The 19,946-nt window shown below is 63.1% G+C and carries 19 protein-coding genes; 9 read left to right on the top strand and 10 right to left on the bottom strand.

The features are described 5' to 3' along the window. Positions 1-293: 293 nt before the first annotated feature. On the top strand, positions 294-1,202 hold the full coding sequence (locus tag WAN02_RS16265) for a PDR/VanB family oxidoreductase (protein ID WP_422265246.1): 909 nt from the start codon (positions 294-296) through the stop codon (positions 1,200-1,202). 261 nt (positions 1,203-1,463) lie between these two features. Then, positions 1,464-2,009, top strand: a complete 546-nt coding sequence (locus tag WAN02_RS16260; RefSeq protein ID WP_422265245.1) for a VOC family protein — start codon at positions 1,464-1,466, stop codon at positions 2,007-2,009. A 127-nt stretch (positions 2,010-2,136) separates the two neighbouring features. Here the strand turns inward: WAN02_RS16260 and WAN02_RS16255 are convergent, their stop codons facing one another. The 3 genes from WAN02_RS16255 to WAN02_RS16245 all read right to left on the bottom strand — a co-directional run bounded on the left by WAN02_RS16255 (position 2,137) and on the right by WAN02_RS16245 (position 5,599). Continuing rightward, on the bottom strand, positions 2,137-2,616 hold the full coding sequence (locus tag WAN02_RS16255) for a pyridoxamine 5'-phosphate oxidase family protein (RefSeq protein WP_422265244.1): 480 nt from the start codon (positions 2,614-2,616) through the stop codon (positions 2,137-2,139). 180 nt (positions 2,617-2,796) lie between these two features. Then, positions 2,797-4,035: a cytochrome P450 gene (locus WAN02_RS16250; RefSeq protein ID WP_422265243.1), complete on the bottom strand. Its 1,239-nt coding sequence runs from the start codon at positions 4,033-4,035 to the stop codon at positions 2,797-2,799. Positions 4,036-4,732: 697 nt separating this feature from the next. Continuing rightward, positions 4,733-5,599 carry an SDR family NAD(P)-dependent oxidoreductase gene (locus WAN02_RS16245; protein ID WP_422265242.1) on the bottom strand — a complete coding sequence of 289 codons (867 nt, stop codon included), beginning with the start codon at positions 5,597-5,599 and terminating at the stop codon, positions 4,733-4,735. A gap of 36 nt (positions 5,600-5,635) precedes the next feature. Between WAN02_RS16245 and WAN02_RS16240 the strand changes: the two genes are divergently transcribed. Beyond that, positions 5,636-5,761 carry a hypothetical protein gene (locus WAN02_RS16240; protein ID WP_422265241.1) on the top strand — a complete coding sequence of 42 codons (126 nt, stop codon included), beginning with the start codon at positions 5,636-5,638 and terminating at the stop codon, positions 5,759-5,761. Between the two features lie 212 nt (positions 5,762-5,973). Here the strand turns inward: WAN02_RS16240 and WAN02_RS16235 are convergent, their stop codons facing one another. Continuing rightward, on the bottom strand, positions 5,974-7,569 hold the full coding sequence (locus tag WAN02_RS16235) for an aldehyde dehydrogenase family protein (RefSeq protein WP_422265240.1): 1,596 nt from the start codon (positions 7,567-7,569) through the stop codon (positions 5,974-5,976). 278 nt (positions 7,570-7,847) lie between these two features. Between WAN02_RS16235 and WAN02_RS16230 the strand changes: the two genes are divergently transcribed. Further along, on the top strand, positions 7,848-8,006 hold the full coding sequence (locus WAN02_RS16230) for a hypothetical protein (RefSeq protein WP_422265239.1): 159 nt from the start codon (positions 7,848-7,850) through the stop codon (positions 8,004-8,006). Between the two features lie 146 nt (positions 8,007-8,152). Further along, a complete protein-coding gene (locus WAN02_RS16225; protein WP_422265238.1) occupies positions 8,153-8,392 on the top strand; it encodes a hypothetical protein in 240 nt (79 codons plus the stop codon). Positions 8,393-8,741: 349 nt separating this feature from the next. Here the strand turns inward: WAN02_RS16225 and WAN02_RS16220 are convergent, their stop codons facing one another. Both WAN02_RS16220 and WAN02_RS16215 read right to left on the bottom strand, forming a co-directional pair. Next, positions 8,742-10,364, bottom strand: a complete 1,623-nt coding sequence (locus tag WAN02_RS16220; RefSeq protein ID WP_422265237.1) for an FAD-dependent oxidoreductase — start codon at positions 10,362-10,364, stop codon at positions 8,742-8,744. Next, complete coding sequence (locus WAN02_RS16215) at positions 10,364-12,619, bottom strand: molybdopterin-dependent oxidoreductase (RefSeq protein ID WP_422265236.1); 2,256 nt, start codon at positions 12,617-12,619, stop codon at positions 10,364-10,366. Before WAN02_RS16215 ends, WAN02_RS16220 begins: the two co-directional genes overlap by 1 nt. A 372-nt stretch (positions 12,620-12,991) precedes the next feature. On the opposite strand from WAN02_RS16215, the gene WAN02_RS16210 reads away from it, so the two are divergent. Both WAN02_RS16210 and WAN02_RS16205 read left to right on the top strand, forming a co-directional pair. Continuing rightward, a complete protein-coding gene (locus WAN02_RS16210; protein ID WP_422265235.1) occupies positions 12,992-14,011 on the top strand; it encodes an NADP-dependent oxidoreductase in 1,020 nt (339 codons plus the stop codon). A gap of 30 nt (positions 14,012-14,041) precedes the next feature. After that, a complete protein-coding gene (locus WAN02_RS16205) occupies positions 14,042-14,413 on the top strand; it encodes an EthD domain-containing protein (RefSeq protein ID WP_422265234.1) in 372 nt (123 codons plus the stop codon). Between the two features lie 20 nt (positions 14,414-14,433). On the opposite strand, the gene WAN02_RS16200 is transcribed toward WAN02_RS16205, so the two are convergent. The 3 genes from WAN02_RS16200 to WAN02_RS16190 are packed head-to-tail and all read right to left on the bottom strand — an operon-like array spanning position 14,434 to position 16,855. Next, positions 14,434-14,880, bottom strand: a complete 447-nt coding sequence (locus tag WAN02_RS16200) for a Zn-ribbon domain-containing OB-fold protein (protein WP_422265233.1) — start codon at positions 14,878-14,880, stop codon at positions 14,434-14,436. After that, positions 14,877-16,064 carry a thiolase family protein gene (locus WAN02_RS16195; protein WP_422265231.1) on the bottom strand — a complete coding sequence of 396 codons (1,188 nt, stop codon included), beginning with the start codon at positions 16,062-16,064 and terminating at the stop codon, positions 14,877-14,879. The genes WAN02_RS16200 and WAN02_RS16195 overlap by 4 nt, the downstream gene beginning before the upstream one ends. After that, positions 16,061-16,855 (bottom strand): crotonase/enoyl-CoA hydratase family protein, encoded by a 795-nt coding sequence (locus WAN02_RS16190; RefSeq protein WP_422265230.1) that lies wholly within the window; start codon positions 16,853-16,855, stop codon positions 16,061-16,063. Before WAN02_RS16190 ends, WAN02_RS16195 begins: the two co-directional genes overlap by 4 nt. A gap of 312 nt (positions 16,856-17,167) precedes the next feature. Between WAN02_RS16190 and WAN02_RS16185 the strand changes: the two genes are divergently transcribed. Next, entirely contained in the window at positions 17,168-18,691 is a 1,524-nt protein-coding gene (locus WAN02_RS16185; RefSeq protein ID WP_422265229.1) for a class I adenylate-forming enzyme family protein, read from the top strand. 33 nt (positions 18,692-18,724) lie between these two features. On the opposite strand, the gene WAN02_RS16180 is transcribed toward WAN02_RS16185, so the two are convergent. After that, the gene (locus WAN02_RS16180; protein WP_422265228.1) at positions 18,725-19,573 is read right to left on the bottom strand and encodes a glucose 1-dehydrogenase; all 849 of its coding nucleotides are present in this window, start codon (positions 19,571-19,573) and stop codon (positions 18,725-18,727) included. 145 nt (positions 19,574-19,718) lie between these two features. Here WAN02_RS16180 and WAN02_RS16175 point away from each other — a divergent pair. After that, positions 19,719-19,946 (top strand): hypothetical protein (locus WAN02_RS16175; protein ID WP_422265227.1); only part of this gene is annotated, 228 nt, incomplete at its 3' end.

Raw genomic sequence — 19,946 nt, 5'->3', positions numbered from 1 at the left:
TGGACCGAGGGCGTCCGAGCGCGCGCTGCACCCCGTTCGGCCAGGCGCCGAAGATGATCAAAAGGTTGGGTGAATCCGACGTGTACGACCGGTTCCGCTACGGGACCGATGAGGCTCTCGGAGGAGTCCACCGTCGTGATCAGGTTATAAATCTAATGTCGTAAGATATTCTGTGCGTAAGATAGCGCCTCTCGCCGGTGCGGCGAGGGCGTCGCGCGAGGAGACAGGGTGACGCATTGCGCAGCGACAATCCGGACCAGGACGAGATCGAGACCGAAATCGTCGTGCGAGAGATGGCGGCCGACGGTGTCGTCCGCCTGGAACTGAGACCAACTGACGGTGGGGAATTTCCTCAGTGGAAGCCGGGCGCGCACATAGACGTCCTGCTGGATGGCGGCTTGGTCCGGCAGTACTCGCTGTGTGGCGACAGCACCGATCGGTCGGTGTTCGGCGTCGCCGTGCTGCGTGAACCGTCGGGTCGTGGCGGTTCGGCATTCGTGCACGACAAGCTCGCGCTGGGCGACCGGGTACGCATCAGGGGACCACGGAACCATTTCCAACTCGTCGAGGCCGCTGAATATGTGTTCGTGGCAGGCGGCATCGGGATCACGCCGATCCTCCCGATGTTGCGACAGGTCGCGCGCTCCGATGTGCCGTGGCGACTCGTCTACGGTGGGCGATCGCGCGCATCGATGGTGTTTCGAGACGAGCTCGAACGTCGCTACGGCGACCGGGTCAGCATCCAGCCTCAGGACGAGGTCGGTCTGCTCGATCTGCAAGCGGAGCTCGGAGTGCCACGAGAGAGGGTCGCGGTCTACTGCTGTGGACCTGAACCCTTGCTCGAGGCGATCGAGCGACAGTGCAAGGATTGGCCGGCAGGCACTCTGCACGTCGAACGCTTCGCACCCAAGGTGCAGTCCGAACCCAACTCAGCGTCGTCGTTCGACGTCGACCTCGCACAGTCTGGGCTGTTGCTGACAGTGCCCGAGGACCGTTCCATCCTCGACGTCTTGGCAGATGCCGGTATCGACGTTCCGTTCTCCTGCAGGGAGGGCACCTGCGGGACGTGCGAGACCGCTGTCCTATCGGGAGTGCCCGACCATCGAGACTCGATTCTCACCGACGAGGAGCGCGACGAGAACGACGTCATGTTCGTCTGCGTCTCCCGCAGCCGCACACCGATTTTGCGCCTGGACATCTGACCTCGAGGACACCCGGCGCCATCGTCGGGTAGTGGTCTGGCGGTGCCACGGCACCCGCCGACACGAAGTCTGGTTGGCGAAGCAGACTTCCGCGGCGGGGAACGACCGTGTTGTGATGACAAAGCAGCTGCCGAGTAAACGTTTTCTCGGGTCTGCGGCTGGAAGCCAAACCATTCTTGACACGTTGATGCCTATAGCCAATAGTTTAATCGAGCGGATGGATGGACGATGCTATCCGCGACGAGTGCTAAGGACAGTCTGATGACTCAGTCGATTCAAGCATCCGCCCTGCCGGGCCGAGTCCGTCAGGTCGGTTACGTGGTCAGCGACCTCGACAAGACCATTGAGACCTGGCTGGAAATGGGGATCGGCCCGTGGTATGTGCTGCGTAAGACGCTGCGACACATGGTCTACCGCGGCGAGTCGTGCGACGTCGTCTTGTCGGTGGGATTCGCCAACAGCGGTGACCTGCAAATCGAACTGATACAACAGGACGACGACACGCCGAGCATCTTCACCGAGTTCCTCGGGTCGGGGCCCGGCGGGTACCACCAACTGGCATGGTGGACGGACGACTACGATGCCGCCATACGGAGGGCAGACGAGGCCGGCTGGCCGATCGTTTGGTCCGGCGGTGAAAACGACGGTATGCGCTACGCCTACTTCGAGCCCCCTTCGGCCCCAGCGACGGTCGTCGAGATTATGGAACTCACCGCGGCCTCGAACGCCTTGATCGCTCTCGTCCGCGATGCTGCCGTGGACTGGGATGGAAAGGATCCCATCCGATCCATGAATCTCGAAGTATGATCCGTCGAAGCCCGTAGGTCGAACATCATGAGCTTCAACGCATCCCACTGATGCGATAGCAAAACAGTCACAGCTGCCGATGCTCTCGGCGTGGATTTGCGCCTGCCCTACTCATGCAGGTAGGCCTTTACCGAGTCATCGGCGGGGGCTGGTCTCCGTGCCCTGGGCGCTTTACGAGGGCCGCGAGTTCGAGGTCCTTGCGGAAATCCCAGCTGATCACCCTCTCAGGGCTGATCCGCATCCAGCCGTGTTTGCCGTCGTGGACGACGTGACCGCCCGTGTACTTGTCGGCGAACGCCTGCTCGACGCCGTCGAGTTCCGGGCACGGCTCCCCGGCGCGCGGTACCTCGCCAATGACGCGCACCTTGCCGCGCAGCTCCACACCCCGTAGCTCGGTGAGTGACACACCGTCATCGATGACGACCGCAATCCTTGGATCCTGCGCAAGGTCTTTCCATCGCTGACTTTGGGTGAGCGACGTAAGCCAGATCGCGCCGTCTTGCCAGATGAACCACAAGGGTGTCGCGTGTGGGCCGTGTGCTCCGACGGTGGCTGCCCGGCACGTTCGCTGCTCGTCTAAGAACGCGTCGACTTCCTTGTCAGTCATCCCTGTCGTGCGTGAGCCACGGGGCTCCACGGGCAGATTGTCGGACATTCGCGTGCTCCAATCACGTCGTCGTGGTCCAAAGCTTCGAACTTCGATGGGTGCCGTTATTTGCTTGGCGGCGGTTCACCTCGTCTCGAGATCATCGAACCCGATGCCCACAACCACTTTTGGTGCCCTCGCTCACGAACTGCCGACCGGCGTGAAGAGGATCGGCAGCTGGACCATCCCGCGGACTGACGACGAATGCGACAGGGCAGGCCTGGCCGGATCGAGTCGGTAGTCGGGAATGCGCCGGTGCATTTCTTCGAGCGCCACCCTAAGCTCGATGCGCGCGAGATGTGAACCGATGCAGCGGTGTGGCCCGGCACCAAAGCTGAGATGCCGGTTCGGCTGCCGATCGATTTGCAGGTCGTCTGGCTCTGAGAACTCGCGCCGGTCGCGGTTCGCACCCGCAAGGACGACGACCAATTGGTCGCCGGCCTTGATCGAGACCCCGCCGACCTCGACGTCGCGAAGCGCCCGACGACCCATACTCACGGCAGCCTCGAAGCGCAGTATCTCTTCGACGGCGGCTGGGATCAGACCTGGATCGTCGATCAGACGTCGACGCTCCTCAGCGTGTTTCGCCAGATGTAGGACGCTCCAGGCGAGACTGCCCTGAACCGTGTGCAGTCCGGCGATGAGCAGAAGGAAGAACATCCTGCTAAGCGTTTCGTCCGAAAGCAGCTGGCGGTCGCCGTCAATCTCGATTGGCGTGTTGATGACCTCACTAGTGACGTCGGCGGTTCCTCCCTCAGCGCGACGCTCGGCGATGACCGTGCCGAAGTAGCTGAACATCTGCTGCGCCGCCTCTTGGCGCGCGGTGACATTCTCCTCGTCGGTCGCGCCAGGCTTGCCCTGGATGGCAATGTCTGTCATCTCCGTAAACATTGGTCCGTCTTCAGCCGGCCAGCCCATCAGCTTGAGGAACACCGCGGCGGGCAACTCATGAGCGAACTCCGATACGAATTCCGCCGATCCGCGACCGGCGAAGCCGTCGATCAACTGGTTGACAAGTTGCCGGACGTCCAGCTCGAGGGCCTTCATCCTCGTCGGGCTAAACAGAGGCTGGAGTACGCGGCGGTACGCCGTATGTTCTGGTGGATCCAATTCGATGGGGATGAACTTTCCATCGCCGGCGTTTACCAAGTTGTTCGGGTAGCTCGAGAACGCCGTTGGGTCGCGAAGTATCGCGTGAGCCTCCTCGTATCCTACGACCACCCAATGGCCGCCGTGAGCCGAGGAGTACACGACGGAACCCTTTGTCCTCAGCTGGGCCACTGCCTCGTTGAAGGTATCGAGCACACCGCCGAACCCGAGGTCGTAGACGTCAAAAGTGGTCCGGAGGTGTTCGGGGACCTCGACCGCACTAGTTGTCATATATGACCTCACCGATGGTTGATTGGGGCCCCTCCCGCGACTACGCGCCGGCGAGGGACACACCTCGAGGTCGGTCGCCTAGACGCCCGACTCGGCCACAACGCAAGGGGCGAGTTACGTTATTTAACTTATTTCATTAGTTTTACGGCGTCAAGACTGCTCTACAAATTCTGGCCCATCTCGAGCCTCGTGGAGCGTGATGTGGCAGCAGCATCGCCGATCACACGACTTCACCTCGATGCGCCGCCGCGCTGACAATCCACCGATTCGGTGACGAACCCTTCCCCAGCCGGATGGGTCTACCACTTAGGTCGAATAGCTCCGGACGGCACCCCGCTCGGTAGTTGTTGACGACGGTTGAAAACCCGGCCAGTCGCGACGTTGACTAGAACCCACCCCGGAACTGACAGCGCTGCAGGACTTTCAGCCGAACTGACGCGGCTCGACACCGCGATTCCCAATGCCAGCGCGTCGGATGGATAGCGCAATCCTCTTTGGTAGCGTATGGGTCGACAGCGAAGCCCTCTGTCGCGATGCCTTGACCGCGCTAGAGAAACGTTTGCGCCGACTCCATGAAGGGCCCGTACAGCTGCTCACGACCTGTTGATCTGGCGGCTCTTAAACCCGGTTGTCGTCCACTTCATGAGGGCGCGTTCACCCAAGCGATTGAAGAATCGAACTAGAGAGGGTGTTTCACTTAAGCCTGTAGGTCGTCGGACCCGGGTTGGGATATCGGCCCCTGCGGGCGCCTGCTACCGGCTGTGATGTGGAGGTCGTCGCGTCCGAGGGACAGGTAGGCGACGAGTGCGCGGTTCACTAGGCGTACGGGCAGGGTGGTGAGAAGGGTGGCTAGGAGGTGGTTGAGACGGCTGGTGTGGGCGATTACTTTGTGCTGCTCGACCGCCCGCAGGCCCACTGCCGCGACTCGGCGTGGTGACTGGACCATGAACCCGGGCATTTTCGCCACGATGGGGGCGATCGTTTCTCCGTCGAGGAATGCGGTACGGGTGGTGAAGGGGCAGATGACGGAGAATGTGACGCCGGAGTTGGCGTATTCGACGGCGAGGGTGTTGGTCATGCGTACGAGGAACGATTTCGCTCCGGCGTAGAGGGTTATGCCGGGAAAAGCGGGCCAGAACGCGCCGAGAGAGGCAACGTTGAGGACTGCGCCGTGGCCGCGCTCGAGCATGGGTGGTAGCAGGCGGTGGGTTAGCTCTGCCGGCGAGAGAGCCATGAGCTGGACGAACGCCCGTTGAGCCTCCCAGGTGTTGTCCAGGTAACGGCCTTCAAGGGTTACGCCGGCGTTGTTGACGAGGTAGTCGATGTGCAGTTTTCGCGCATGCAGTTGATCGGCGAGTTCGGTCGCGCCTGCGGGCTCGGACAGGTCGGCGCGGAGCGCTACCGCCCTTTGGCCAGTGGTGTTTTCGATCTCGGTTGCGAGTTGCTCGAGGAGCGGGAGCCGGCGAGCGACGAGGACCACGTCGTAGCCGTCGTTGGCCAGCAACAGCGCCATCTCGCGTCCGATGCCGGAGGAGGCTCCCGAAATTAGCGCGGTGGTCGTCATTGGGTTCGGTTCCTTCCGGGGCCGGGCCTGCAGTTGATGCCACTGGCCGAAGGGATTGGCGTTCTCGACGAGGGTGCTGCCGTAGCGTCGCCGAACTCGCTGGAGGGCGTTGTTGTAGTCATCGACTTTCCTTACCGCGCAGACGTGGTGTTGACTTTCTGAAGGTGGGAGTAGCTGTTGAGTCGTGTCCCGGAGTTCGGGTCTCGGGCATCTCCCTACTAGGATTACCGCGTATTAGAAGATGTCGACCCGTCAACGGATGGAGCATTGGGTATAGAACATCACGCCTCGGGCGCGTCTTTGAGAATCTGCGGGTGGGTAACGCGGAAATACCGGGCGTCTTCTTGACCGCTTACACGACAGCACCAGGTAATTCACACCGAGTCCCAGTGAGACCCGACCAGGGCGTGCGCCGGGTTAGGATACCCGGGCGACGCGTCACTGGTGTACGTGCTGCTCGGTGATGTGTAGGCGAGAAGTCCTTCGTGACCGAGTTCGGTCCCCATACCACTCTTCTTGCGTCCAGCCATCGGCGTCAGCGCCACGTCGATCTGGCCGACGTCGTTGATCCACTTCAAACCCGCGGCGAGTCGGTTCGAAACTGATGTCGCGCGGGCAATGTCACGTCCCCACACCGCGCTGGCGAGGCCGTAGTCGGTGTCATTGGCGATCCGGATGGCGTCCTCTACGGTGTCATACCGTATCAACGCGAGAACTGGACCGAATACCTCGTGTGTTGCGATGTCCATTTCTGGTGTCACGTCTCGCAAGATAGTGGGACTGTAATAGAAGCCATCTGAGCAAACGTTGGTTAAAATTGTCCCGCCCGCAGCCATTTTCGCGCCTTGCTCGACCGCCGCGTCAACAACGCTCGCGACCGCCACTTGCTGGCGCCGACTGATGAGCGGACCGACGTCGCTTTCAGGATCGCCGGGATCGCCGACGACGAGCGCTTCGGTCAGCGCAGCGGCAAGTGCCACCGCTTCTTCGTACCGGTCAGCCGGTATGAGGATGCGAATAGTTGATACGCAGGTCTGGCCGTTGTTCAAGAAACCCGAGAACAGAGAACCGCGAATGGCCGATTGCAGGTCAGCGTCGTCAAGTATCACCGACGCCGATTTTCCGCCCAGCTCGGCCACAACGGGCACGAGATTCGCGGCTGCAGCGGTGTCCACCTTGCTGGCGACGGCACTGCTGCCGGTGAAGGTGATGAAATCGATGCCTGGGTGACTCGCTAGCGCGGCGCCCGCGCCGACGTCCCCATGAACAATGTTCAAGACGCCCGCAGGAACTCTGGCTGATGCGGCCGCCTGAATGAGAGCCTCGATCGCCAGGGGAGTGAGAGGCGAAGGTTTCACAACTACGCAATTGCCCGCAAGCAAAGCGGGCGCGACTTTCCACACTGCCTCGAAGAGCGAAAAGTTGTAGGGGACGTATGCCGCTACGACGCCGACCGGCTCATGAGACACCGTCCATGTGCCGGACGCCGCGGTCGCGTCGGCATCGCGAATTTCGGGTGCCAGCAGGTATTCCATATCCGCGAACGCCCGAATGTGATGTGCGGGAACAACGCTCTGCATCGTGGAGGCCACACGGGCGGTACACCCTACGTCGGTAATCAGCACTTGTGCGGGGTCATACGCGCGCTTCTCGAGCTCGTCGGCCATGGTGCGCAGCGTGGCGGCACGCTCGCTGACTGATCGTCCAGACCACGCCCCGGATTCGAATGCGCGGCGTGCAGCGGCGACGGCGAGCTCGACGTCGGAGGAATCGCTGTCGCCTACTTGAGCGATCACAGATCCGTCTGCGGGCGACAGGACGTCAATGACTCGACCACTTCGAGCAGGAACGGTCTGGCCATCGATCCAGTTGGGCAATCGTAGTTGGGCAATCGTAGCGGTGCTGACATCAGCTATCACCCATCTATCGTGGCCAGTCAGTTCCTCAGAGCGCGAGGCCTTAGGACGCATACCACCGCTCGTGGCGACCGATCGGGGTCGCACTGGCCGTGTCAATCTATGCCGGTTCAAACGCCTTTGTCTATAGTCGTTAGGTTTTAATGTTCTATCTTTGCGCCTGGCTGCGTGGTTCACCCGATGCGGCCTGCCCCCCACCCCTGGGCGAAACGATTCTCCACCCGGAAAACTGGGAGAAGCGAGACGGCGGCCGTCGCGACGGCTGGAACCATGTTGACCGACGGTTACCTACAGGCTTACGGTTAACTGAAGATCGCAAGAAAGGGTTCGCAATGACGACGAGCGTCACTGATCTGCCGCACTCCTTGGTGACTGATTTCGACATCTACGACCCGTCGCTGGCTGGCGAAGTCGATCGGCTCAATGAGAAGGTGCAGGAGCTGGCCTCAGCTGGTCCGGTGCTGTACTCGACAGCCCACGGCGGGCATTGATCGTCACGGGTTACCACGATGCCCATGCCGTGATTCGTGACCCGGGGTTGTTCTCGAGTTATCCGATCAATATGATGCATGCCGGCGACGGGAAGTTCATACCCATCGAGCTGGACCCCCCGGAGCACACATCTTATCGTCGCATCTTGCAGCCCCTGTTCAGTCCGCGGCGCATGAAGGAGCTCGAGAAGGATATTCGTCTGGTCGTCGACGGGCTGATCGACAAGTTCGCCCGCCGCGGGTCAGCGGAGTTCGTATCGGAGTTCGCTCACGAGCTGCCGACGGCAGTATTCTTGTCGTTGATGGGGTGGCCGATCGAGGACGCGCCGCTGTTCACCGAAGCAACCGACATCGCGATCCTGCGTAAGCCGGGCGCGACGGATTAAGAAAACCTCGCCGCCAGGCACGAGGCGGCAAGCCAGATGTTCGGTTACTTGGCCCAAGTCGTCGCCGATCGTCGAGTCCGATCTCAGGCCGATGACATAACCAGCCTCATCATCAACACCCCTCTAGACACCGGCGACGGCTGACTGATGAAGAAATGTGTCGAATGTTCTTCCAGTTACTGATTGCTGGCCTGCACACCGTCCAAGGGACGTTGGCCTGGAGTGTATCGCTTTCCTACACGGCTTGATACGCGACGAGGCTCATCGGAGACGCAAGGCGGTGCGACCACATCGTTGACAATGAGCGAGTCGTGAGCCCATGGCTCTCTGCCGTCAGTTCGTGCGTGACTCAGCGTGCGCGATGTCCGTCCCAGCGGTCGATTACCTTCACTCGGGGACGGTTCTGTCGTCTCCCGACCATTCGCTCGTATCTGTCGACCGCCCGCCAGGCCTCTATGTCTAGCGCTCCGGGTTGACGTCTTCTGATGAGCGCCGACAGCGACGAGCCATCCGCCGTGGGTGAGGGCAGCGCTCCGGCACGGTGATCGGCGGCGATCGCCATGACGGTCTCCGCCGCGCAGTACCGATTCGTTCCGATCACGCCCGAGGGCCCACGCTTGATCCAGCCCGCGACATAGCAGCCGATAAGCCGCCCTTCCAGGTGCGGATCCATTACGCGTCCACCGACGTTCGGTACCGTTCCGGTGCACTCGTCGAACGGCAGGTCCGGCAACGGGCAGCCGCGGTATCCAATCGCACGAAAGACCAGTCCGCAGTCGATTGTGTCCTTCGCGTGACCGGTGGGATCCGTCACCCGGACACTCTTCACGCGTCCGTCGCCGGCGATCTCGACCGGTACGGTGTCGAACCGCAAGACGATGCGCTTGTTCCCGGCCAGCGGACGCGCCTGCGAGTACTCGGCGAGGATGACCTCCTTGATCGTGGCATTGGGACTTATTGCGACGGCCCCCTCTACGACGACGTCGACGCCGGGCACCGACCCGAGTGCAAGCAGTTCGGGAGTAGTGAAGGCAGCGGACGCGGGGCGACGCCGACCTAGCACCACGACCTCCCTTACTTCACCGTCTGTGAGCGCGTGCAGCGCGTGGTCAGCGATGTCCGTTCCGGCGAGCGCTTTTGGGTCAGTAACTAGGACGCGGGCCACATCGAGCGCCACGTTGCCATTGCCCACGACTACTGCACGGGATGCCGACAGGTCGAAAACGGCGTCGGCCTTCTCGGGATGACCGTTGTACCACGCGACGAATTCACTTGCCGAATGGCTGCCCGGGAGGTCCTCGCCGGGAATGCCCAGACGGCGGTCGTCGGGCGCGCCCGAGGCATACAGGACGGCGTGATGATGCTCGAGAAGCTCGCCTTGCGTGATGTCGCGACCGACTTCTACGCCCAGGTAGAGGCTGAAACCGGTTCGCCGTGTGGTGCGATCGAACACCCGGCCCATGAGTTTCGTGTGCCAATGATCCGGCGCCACACCGAAGCGGACGAGGCCACCCGCTGCAGGCAATCGCTCGATCATGGTGACCTCGGCGACGACGTCACGACGCGCGAGCAGCTCTTCCGCGGCGTAGAACGCCGCCGGCCCGGATCCCACGATTGCCACGCGCAGCGGCTCGATGGCCGGTGCACCGGCCGACGCAGCACTGTTTCCCGATGCGGTCGGCTCAGCACGCGCAAAGACGGGCCGCGCAGGCTGTGGGTTCCGCGCGAAGTAGTCGGCGTTGATCTCGCGGTAGCGCTTGTTTTCCAGCGCGAGCGCATCGACTGGGACGATCGCATCGACGGGACAGACGTCGGCACATGCTCCGCAATCGATACAGGTCGACGGATTGATGTAGAGCATCTCGGCAGCCGCGTACCCGGCCTCGTCGGGCGTCGGATGAATGCAATCCACTGGACATACCGCGACACACGTGGCGTCGTTGCAGCAGTTCTGGGTCACCACATAAGCCATCAGACGGTCACCCTCTGGGTCCGCGTCACCGTGACACGGACACCGTTGAAGACAGGAGATCCGGTAAGCGGTTCGAGGTTGGCGGTGTCATCGACGAGGGCGTTGTAGTTGGCCCCAGGCACAGCCGCGGACCGGCTCGTGCCCAGACTCGGTCCCTCGTGGCCCCAGCCATGCGGCAGACTCAGCACGCCCGGTCGCATGTCTGACGTCACCTGGAGCTCGACGGTCACTGTTGCCACCTGGGACGTCACATCGACCCAGTCGCCGTCGAAGAGCTCGAGGTCGGCTGCGTCCTGCGGGCTCATCAGCAGCGCGCACTGGCCACCATCCGGTTGCGGCAGAGCGTTGTGCAACCATGAGTTCATTCCGCGACGCTGGCGTCGGTTGATCAGCAGAAGTCCACTGGTGGGGCGGTTCATACTGGCACGCAGGCGTGGTAGGTCCGCGACGATCATCGCGGGCACGAGATCGATGCGGCCGGTGGGAGTGCGCAGAACTTCCGGAAGGCGTGGTTGCATCGGGCCGTAATCGATGCCGTTGGGGTTTGCCTCCAACACCGCGAGGGTCAATCCGTCCGGCCGTGCTCCGAATCGGTCACCGTACGGGCCGCTTCGCAGCCGCAGGTCCAGTAGTCGCTCGGAGCCGACCCGGTCTGCCGTCGCACGCATGGCGTCATCGACGCTGCATCCGGCGAGCTTCGCGGCCCGACGCGCCGCCACCGTCGCGACCTCGTCGTCCATCTCGGCGATCGGGCGGTCCGGCACGCCCTGCGCGATCGCCGACAACCGGAGCAGCACTTGCCATTCCGGCATCTCGCCGGCGGCGACCTGGCGGAGGGGAGGCGAATATCGTGCGACGTTGCGAACCGCGAAGTGCGCAAGGGTGATGTCGTGATGCCCTCGCGTCGCCAGCGACGGCGACGGGAGGATCACATCGGCGTACCGGGTCGTCTCATTGACATAGCAGTCGATGGCGACCATGAACTCGAGACTTCTTAGAGCCTGCTCCACCGCATTGCTGTTGGGAAGCGATCGAGCGGGGTTGCCTGCAATCACTATCAGAGCCCGCGTCCGACCAGGCCCCGGCGTCAGAATCTCCTCGGCGAAACACGTCACGGGGAGCTCACCCATCGCCTCCGGCAGTCCTCGGACGCGCGAGCGCCAGCGATCGAACGTCAGGACGGGCGCCTTGGTGAGTGGCCAGGTGTTCTGACCGCCGCCGGGCGGCATCGGGAACATTGCGCCGCCGGGGCGGTCGAGGTTCCCGCTGACGATCGTGAGAACCTCGACGAGCCAGTTCGCCAGCGTGCCGAACTCCTGCATGCACGTGCCGATACGTGAATGAGATACCGCCGCGTTGGCGGTGGCGAATCCGCGCGCTACGGAGACGATGTCCTCGACATCGATGCCACAGGCCGGCGCGACTGCAGCGGGCGAGAACGTCCTGGCAATCTTTAGCGCTTCGTCGAGCCCGTCGACGTAGGGTGACGCATCACCGGGGTCGGCGAGACCTTCTGAAGCGATGACGGAGAGCACGCCGAGCAGGAAGAGGCTATCGGTACCCGGCCGAATCTGCAGGTGCATGTCGGCTACCTCTGCAGTGCGCGTGCGAACGGGATCGACCACGACCAGCGTTCCTCCGCGGGCGCGCAACGCTAGGAGACGACGATCCATGCCTGGCGCCGACAAGGTGCTGCCGTTGGACACCAGTGGGTTGGATCCGAGCAGCAGCAGGTAATCGGTTCGGTCGACGTCTGGGATCGAAAGTCCCAGACCCGTTCCGTACAGGAGCATCTGTGCCAGGTTCTTCGGCAATGTGTCCATGCTTGCGGGCGAGTACAGATTGCGCGTACGCAGCGCCGCGATCAATGCCTGCAGGTAGAACGTCGGATCCAGACTGTGCGCCGCGGGATTGCCCGTATAGACCGCGCACGTGCCGGGATCACCGTTGACGTATTCGGGCAGCCGGCGATTGATCTCGTCGAATGCCTCCTCCCAGGTCGCCTCGCGGAAGCCATGGACGCCGTCGCGGACCAACGGGGTGCGAATCCGGTCCCGATCCCCGTCGATCCGGGCGAGGCCGAGGCCTTTCGCGCAACTGTGCCCCTGGCTGAACAGGTCGCTGTGATTCGGCGACACCCGTGTGATGGTGTGTCCGGTCATCTCGAAGACCAACCCGCAGCATGCTTCGCAGAGGGGACAGATTCGTGGGCCGGCGTGGGTGCTGGTCGGACCGTCCGCACTAGTTCCTCGCATGGAGTTTCCTTCCGGCATGACGACAAGCCTTGGCGCGGCGCCAACTCGTAAATCTAACTATATGAGATTTATGCGCAGCGAGATACACCCATTCGCAACCATCCCCGGCTAAAGGCGGGATAGCCGCGCTACTTCCATAGCCCAATCACCGCCCTGCCTATTGTCAATAGATTAATTTGGCCTAGTGTTGATCACGTGGCCTTGTTTGCGCATTTTAAGGTGGACCTACCCCGGCCCCGTTGGACGTGGGATGAGTGAAGACTCATTCTGTCTCGCGGCCAGGGTCTGTCGGCCCACGTCACCTGGAGCAGACGGCTGGCGTCCGACTTGGCGGTGCGATGAAGCAGGCAAAACGACGAATCGAGAAAGCCAATGACCCGTAACAACAGCGCATGGTTGCTAAAGAGCAGACCTGACACCACCGTGACTGGTCACGATCTCGAGATGGTCGACCTTCCGATCCCGCCCTTGGAAGCGGATCAGGTGCTGGTCCGAAACGTCTACCTCTCACTGGACCCGACCAACAGGTTGTGGATGAGCGACCGCGATCAATACCTGCCGCCAGTTGGCATCGGTGATGTGATGCGCGGCAGCACGGTCGGCATTGTCGAAGAGAGCAAGTCGGAGCGATTCTCACCCGGCGACTTCGTCCTTCCCCCCGACGGCGGCTGGCAGCTCTACACCGTCGCTCGGGCGGCGACCCTGAGCCACGTTCGTCGCCGCGAGGGCGTGCCCCTGACCGCGAACTTATCCGTGCTCGGCATGACGGGCATCACCGCCTACTTCGGTCTGACCGACATCTGTCAGCCGAAGGAGGGTGAGACGATCGTGGTCTCGGCCGCAGCGGGCGCGGTCGGTTCGGTCGTTGGCCAGATCGCAAAGATCAAGGGTGCCCGTGTCATCGGCATTGCTGGCGGTCCCGACAAGTGCAAATGGATCGTCGAGGACCTCGGCTTCGATGCCGCCATCGATTACAAGAACGAGGACGTCGGCTCGGCGTTGGATCGGCTCTGCACCGATGGAATCGACATGAACTTCGAGAACGTCGGCGGTGCGATCATGGACGAGGCGTTCTCCCGCCTGAACACTCACGGCCGAATGGCACTGTGCGGCTTGATCTCCGGTTACAACGCCGAAGGTCCGTTTGCCGGACCAACCGACTTCGGCCGCATTCTCATGTCCCGCCTCACGGTCCGCGGATTCGTCGTCATCGACTACTTGCCACGCGCCGGGGAGGCGCTGAAGGCCCTCGGCACTTGGGTTTCCGAGGGCCGCATCACATGGAAGGACCACGTAATCGACGGGCTCGAGGAGGCGCCGAATGCGCTGCAACGACTCTTCCGCGGCGATCACGACGGCAAGTTGGTCTTGCGTGTATCCGCGGAAGACTAAGACCCCATCTACGTTGACTGGAGCAGTGCCATGATCAAAATCGTCTTCTGCCTGCGTCGCAAGCCCGAACTGTCCGCCGAGGAGTTTCAACGATACTGGCTCGAGGACCATGCCCAGTTGGTGCGCAAGTACGGCGCCACGCTGGGCGTGCGGAGATACACGCAGAGTCACTCCTTCGACGACCCTCGGATCGCTGCGTCGATAACGGCGCGGGGTAGCCACCTCGAGCCCTACGACGGGGTCGCCGAACTGTGGTGGGACAGCGTCGAGGACATCGTGGCAGCCGGTGCGACGGAGGAGGGCCGGGCCGCAGGCCGCGCTCTACTCGAAGACGAGCGCACCTTCATCGATCTGGCGAACTCCCCCATCTTCTATGCGCAGGAACACGTCATCCTGACGTGATGAGAACTCGTGGTTCGTGGTCAGGGATGCGACGGCGTGAAGACCGGAAGTACTTCGTGCAACGGATCGTCGTCGGCATTGCCTGAGCGGACGAATGCCACCTCGACGGGCAGACCGGCGCGCAGCTCGACGCCCTCAACGTCCACCAGCCGAACCATTAGCCATGGTCCTTCGTCGAGTTCGACGACGCCGCTGACGTAAGGTACCGCCGCCGCCAAAATGGGGAGGGGCGCGTGGTGCACGACCACCCACGTGACCAGGGCTCCACGTCCCGAGACGGCGACCTTGGTCAGTTCCGCAGAACCCGTCTCCGGGCACGTACGCACTTCGGGACCGAGCACGGCGCCGCCGGGCCCCTGCTGCATCAGTAATTCTCCGCGCGCTGCGGCGTCGAAATACTGCACGCTCGCCGCGTCGCGGTCGACGGCGGGCCAGAGCGGCAACTGCTTGTCGGTGGAGATCGTCACAATCGGTCCTTCGCTGCGATGGGACTCAATACCAAGGTGGAGTGGTGTTCGAGGATGCCGCCGTTACCGCTTACTAGAATGACTTCGTTGCGCGGCGCTTGGCGCTCGCCGCCGTGACCGCGGGCTTGGATGATCGCCTCGGAAAGCGGAGTCATGCCCCACATGTAATAGGACGACAGCTGGCCGCCGCCGGTGTTGCAGGCAAGGTCTCCCCCGGGTGCCAGTCGACCATCAGCGGCGAACTGCCCGCCTTCGCCCTTCGCGCAGAACCCGTAGTCCTCGAGCGTGACGAGGACTGTATAGGTGTAGCAGTCGTACAGTTCGCAGACATCGACGTCCTCCACACCCACCCCGGCCATCTTCATCGCCGCGGGTCCGGAATGGGCGGCCGGGGTCACCAGGCCCCAGTCGGAGCCGGCCCGCATCTGACGCGGTTGGTGCGCCTGACCGAAGCCCCACACGTGTACGGCCGGCTGGGCCAGTTCGACGGCGCGCGCAGCCGATGTGACGATCACGGCGATCGCGCCGTTGCTGACCAAGCAGCAATCAAGCAGATGAAGGGGATCGGCGATCCATCTCGATTCCTGATGGTCCTCGAGGGTCATCGGTGTGCGCATCGCGGCGAGAGGGTTGGATTCAGCCCAGGTGCGTTGCGCGACGGCGATTGCGCCGAGCTGCTCCGACGTCGTCCCGTAGGCCTCCATGTGCCGGCGGGCGCACATCGCGTACAAGATGTTGGGGTTGGTCGCTCCCGATGCGACCTGCCAACCGGACAGCCCGGAGAGGTTGGCGCTGCGCTTATTCGGGGACCCATAGGCAGAGCCCGCACTGCTCTTGGGACGCAAGGGCGTATCGGCGAAGACGCAGGCAACCGTCGTCGCGGTCCCGGCCGCGATCGCCAGGGCGGCCTGCTGCACCATGGCACCGGCCGTCGATCCGTGCGCGTTGACCTGTGCCAGCAGATTCAAGTGGCGCAGGTTGAGGACACCTCCAACGTTGACGTCGATGTCCTTCTTTACCCCACCGCTGACCAACAGACCGTCGAGATCGCCCAATCGCAGTCCGGCGTCCGAAACGGCCAAGCGTACGGCTTCGGCGGCCAACGCTGTCGACGACCTGCCGTACACTTTTCCGAGTTCGGTGATCCCAAGGCCGACGACCGCAGCGTCGACGTCGAGACTCATTGCCCCTCCCATATCGGGGCACGCTTCTCGGCGAAGGCTCGCGGGCCTTCCTTGGAATCTCGGCTGCGGAAGACCGTGCGGGCGGCATCGGAGTTGATTGCCCAGACGGCGTCGTCCCAGTCGGAGCCCGAAGCGGTCTCGTGAATCACGCGCTTGCTCTGCTGCACCGAAAGCGGCGCGTTCGCGGCGACCGTTTCCGCCAACTCGAGTGCCACCGTCAGCGCCTCACCCTGCGGGGCAACACGGTTGACGATCCGGAGCTCCTTGGCGGTCGCAGCCGAGATGGGCTCGCCGGTCAGTGCGATCTCGAGGGCCCACTTGAGGCCGACCTGGCGCGGCAGGCGAATCACCCCGCCGGCGGCTGCGAGAAGTCCGCGGCGCACCTCCGGCAGACCGAGCGAAGCGGTTTCGTCGATGACGGCAAGGTCGCACGACAGAACGATCTCGGTACCTCCGCCGAGAGCGAATCCGTTGACGGCGGCGATCGTCGGCTTGGCCATCCAGTGCCTGACGATGCCCGCGAAACCCCACTCCGGGTGACCAGGAGTTTCGATGCGGTTGCCCTTGGCGAGTTCTTTCAGGTCAGCGCCCGCACAGAAGCCGCGACCAGCGCCGGTGATCACGACGACCCGGACCTCCTGATCGTGATCGGCCCGCTCGAGCGCCTCGCCGGCGGCGGTCGACAGTTCGGAGTTCACGGCGTTGAGTGCCTTCGGACGATTCAGAGTGACGATCGCGACGTGGCCGCGCTTTTCGTAAAGCGCAGCAGGTGCGCTGGTCTCGGGTGACACTGGTGGTTCAGTCCTTTCCTCACGACACAACCGGGGACGCTCCACCGCGGCGACGTGGCACGCGCGACGCCGCTCGGCGTCACCAACGCACCTCAGCGGCCCGCCACGTCCCGGGTTCGTGGGCCCCACGACGCGAGGGCAAACCTACGCCAGTTAGATATCGCGGTCAATGACGGCTCATTTCCCGGCGACTTGCCACTTCTAACAACGGTCTTTAGGTTTAGTAGGCGTCACGCCCACGAGAGTGGACCGACGGAGAGTGCGGATCGCCCGGCAACGCTCTGCGGACGCATGAGATTTGGAGGCCCAGCAATGAGTGGCACAATCGTCGACGCGTTGACCTTCTGGGCTCGTACCAAGCCCAACCTGGCCGCCATCGACTTCGCTGGTGACGTAGTGACGTACGCAGAGCTGAGCCGGTGGGCAGACGGCGTAGCTCATGACCTAGCGTCGCGGGGCGTCGGACCTGGTGACCGGGTCAGCTACCTCGGCGGCAACAGTCTGGAGTGGATCGCCGCCTCTCTTGGTGCGATGAAGGTCGGTGCGATCTCCGCACCGTTCAACCATCGCATGGTGGCCGGTGAGTTGACAGTCTTGATCGACGACTGCGAGCCGTCGGTCGTCTACTGCGACGAGGCGCTCGCGCCACGCCTCGACGAGGTGCACCAAGCTCGAGACACGTTTGAGATCTTGACCTTCGAGCAGGATGTGCGCCCACTCCGTGAGGATCGACATGGGGCTTACCGCACACCGGTGGTCGATCTCAACACCCCGACGGCGATTGTGTTCACCTCGGGCACGACCGGTAAGCCCAAGGGCGTGATCTTCACCCATGCCACCATCGCCGGCGAGATGCATGAGTGGTCGCTGATCGAGCCAATCCCGCCGAATGAACTGCGCCCGCTGATGGTACTTCCCTTGTTCTCCGCGGCAGGAATCATCTGGGGGATCTGCCGCGTCGTCCTCTCCGGAGGCACTCTGTTCCTACAGCCCGGACTCGACGGCGCGGCAGCGCTGCACGTGTTGTCGGCGCAGAAGGCGAACATCCTCTGTGGGCCACCGATCGTGTTCGAGCGGATCGCCGCCACCCCCGCATTCCAGGACAGCGACCTCGGACACATGATCACCGCTCAAGTCGGCGGAGCGCCGGTCCCCGTGGAGCTCCTACGCAAGTGGCACGCACAAGGCGTCGCCTTGCGCCAGATCTACGGCCAGACCGAGATTGGAGGGTCGGCTACGGCCATGCCGGCTGAGGAGGCCGGCGACCATCCTGACAAGTGCGGATGGGGCGGTATCTTCACCAAGATTCGTGTCGTGGACGCAGGAGGCGTTGACGTGCCGCCGGGTGAGGTCGGACAAATCCTGCTCCGTGGGCCCGGCATGATGCCCGGATACTGGCGCAACGAAGAGGCTACGCGCTCCACCATCGTCAACGGGTGGTTACGGACTGGTGACCTGGGCAAACTCGACGAGAACGGCTACCTCACCTATGTCGACCGCCTGAAGGACATGATCATCTCAGGTGGCCTCAACATCGCGCCCGCAGAGATCGAGGCGGTCATCGCCGATCTGGACGGCGTCGAGGAGGTGGCGGTAATCGGCGTGCCGGATGCCAGATTTGGTGAGACCCCGGCTGCGCTGATCCGGGCCACAAACGATCTGACCGAAGCTGGCGTGATCACGTACTGCAATACCCGACTCGCCGACTTCAAGGTCCCCCGCTATGTCGTGTTCGTCACCGAGCCACTCCCCCGCATGGCTAGCGGAAAGATCGCGAAGCGCGACCTGCGCGAGATGTATAGGAATGTCCCCAACGACTACGCACGAGTGCGCTGACGCGTCTGCGGCTGGATCGCAGCGCACACTCAACTAAGACGACGCCCCGCCCGACACGACACGACTAGAGGCGGCTACCGCCTGGGCTCTGAAGTTGGCTGGCCACTTGCGACCCAAATCCAAGCCGCCGTCGACTCCGATGACCTCCCCCGTGATGAAGGAGGACTCATCGGAGGCGAGGAAGGCCGCGGCATGGGCGAGATCCTCCGGCTCGCCAGCGCGAGGGATCGGCTGAAACTTGACGAGGCTTGCTCGCACTGCGTCGACGCTGTCGTCGAGAGCCTCGTCCTCGAGTCCTGCGCCGTGGCCGACTATCCGGGTCGCGACGCCCCCGGGAACGAGAGCATTGACGCGAATCCTAAATTCCGCGAGTTCCTGTGCCGCCGTGCGCGTCAGCTGTAACACCGCCGCCTTGGCGGCACTGTACGGATGGGGGCCGAAGCCGGTCCGGACCGCAGCCACGGACGAGACGTTGACGATGCTGCCGGAGCCCTGGTCGCGCATTACGCGCGCAGCGTGTTTGATGCCGAGGAAGGCACTGCGGGCCAGCACCGCGAACCCGTCCTCCCACTCTTCGATTGGGGTGTCCTCGAGAAAGGTCCATGCGCCGACGCGTCCGGCATTGTTGACCATGCAGTCGAGCCGACCGAAGTGGTCCACCGCGCGAGCGACTGCGGCGGCGACATCGGCTTCGTGGCGTACATCGGTATGTAGATACGTGCCGCGGATTCCCAAAGCCGCGGCGACGGCGTTGCCGCGCACGTCGTCAATGTCTGCGACCACGACCGATGCTCCGCGTTCGGCGAAGGCCCGCGCCGTCGCGGCGCCGATCCCGCTTGCGGCGCCCGTGACCACGGCGACCTTGTCTGTCAGATCGGTCATATCGATCTCCCCTCGAGGACGACAACGGGTCCCATTAAACTAACGACATTAGCCTTGAACTCCGTAAACTAACAATATAAGGTTTGAGGATACTGGAAACTTCGGACGACCACATGCGTTGAAACCCGGAACTCGAGGAGTCGTGATGTTAGTCGCTAAGTTCCGTCCCGTGTACGAGCGGCACGTCGGGTACGTCGTCGTGGGTGACGTGACATCGGCGCTCGCCGACATGGTGCAGGAGAACATCCCCGCCGTTTTCCATGGCGTCGACACTCCGCACAGGGCAGTAGCCGCCTACGAGATCAGGGACGTTCGCGCGGAGGGGGATCGCATGATCGGCGAGACCGTCTATGACACCGGCGACCACGTGATC

This window comes from Mycobacterium sp. (genome assembly GCF_049281135.1).
Taxonomy (GTDB): domain Bacteria; phylum Actinomycetota; class Actinomycetes; order Mycobacteriales; family Mycobacteriaceae; genus Mycobacterium.
This window is presented reverse-complemented; position numbering and strand designations above follow the sequence as displayed.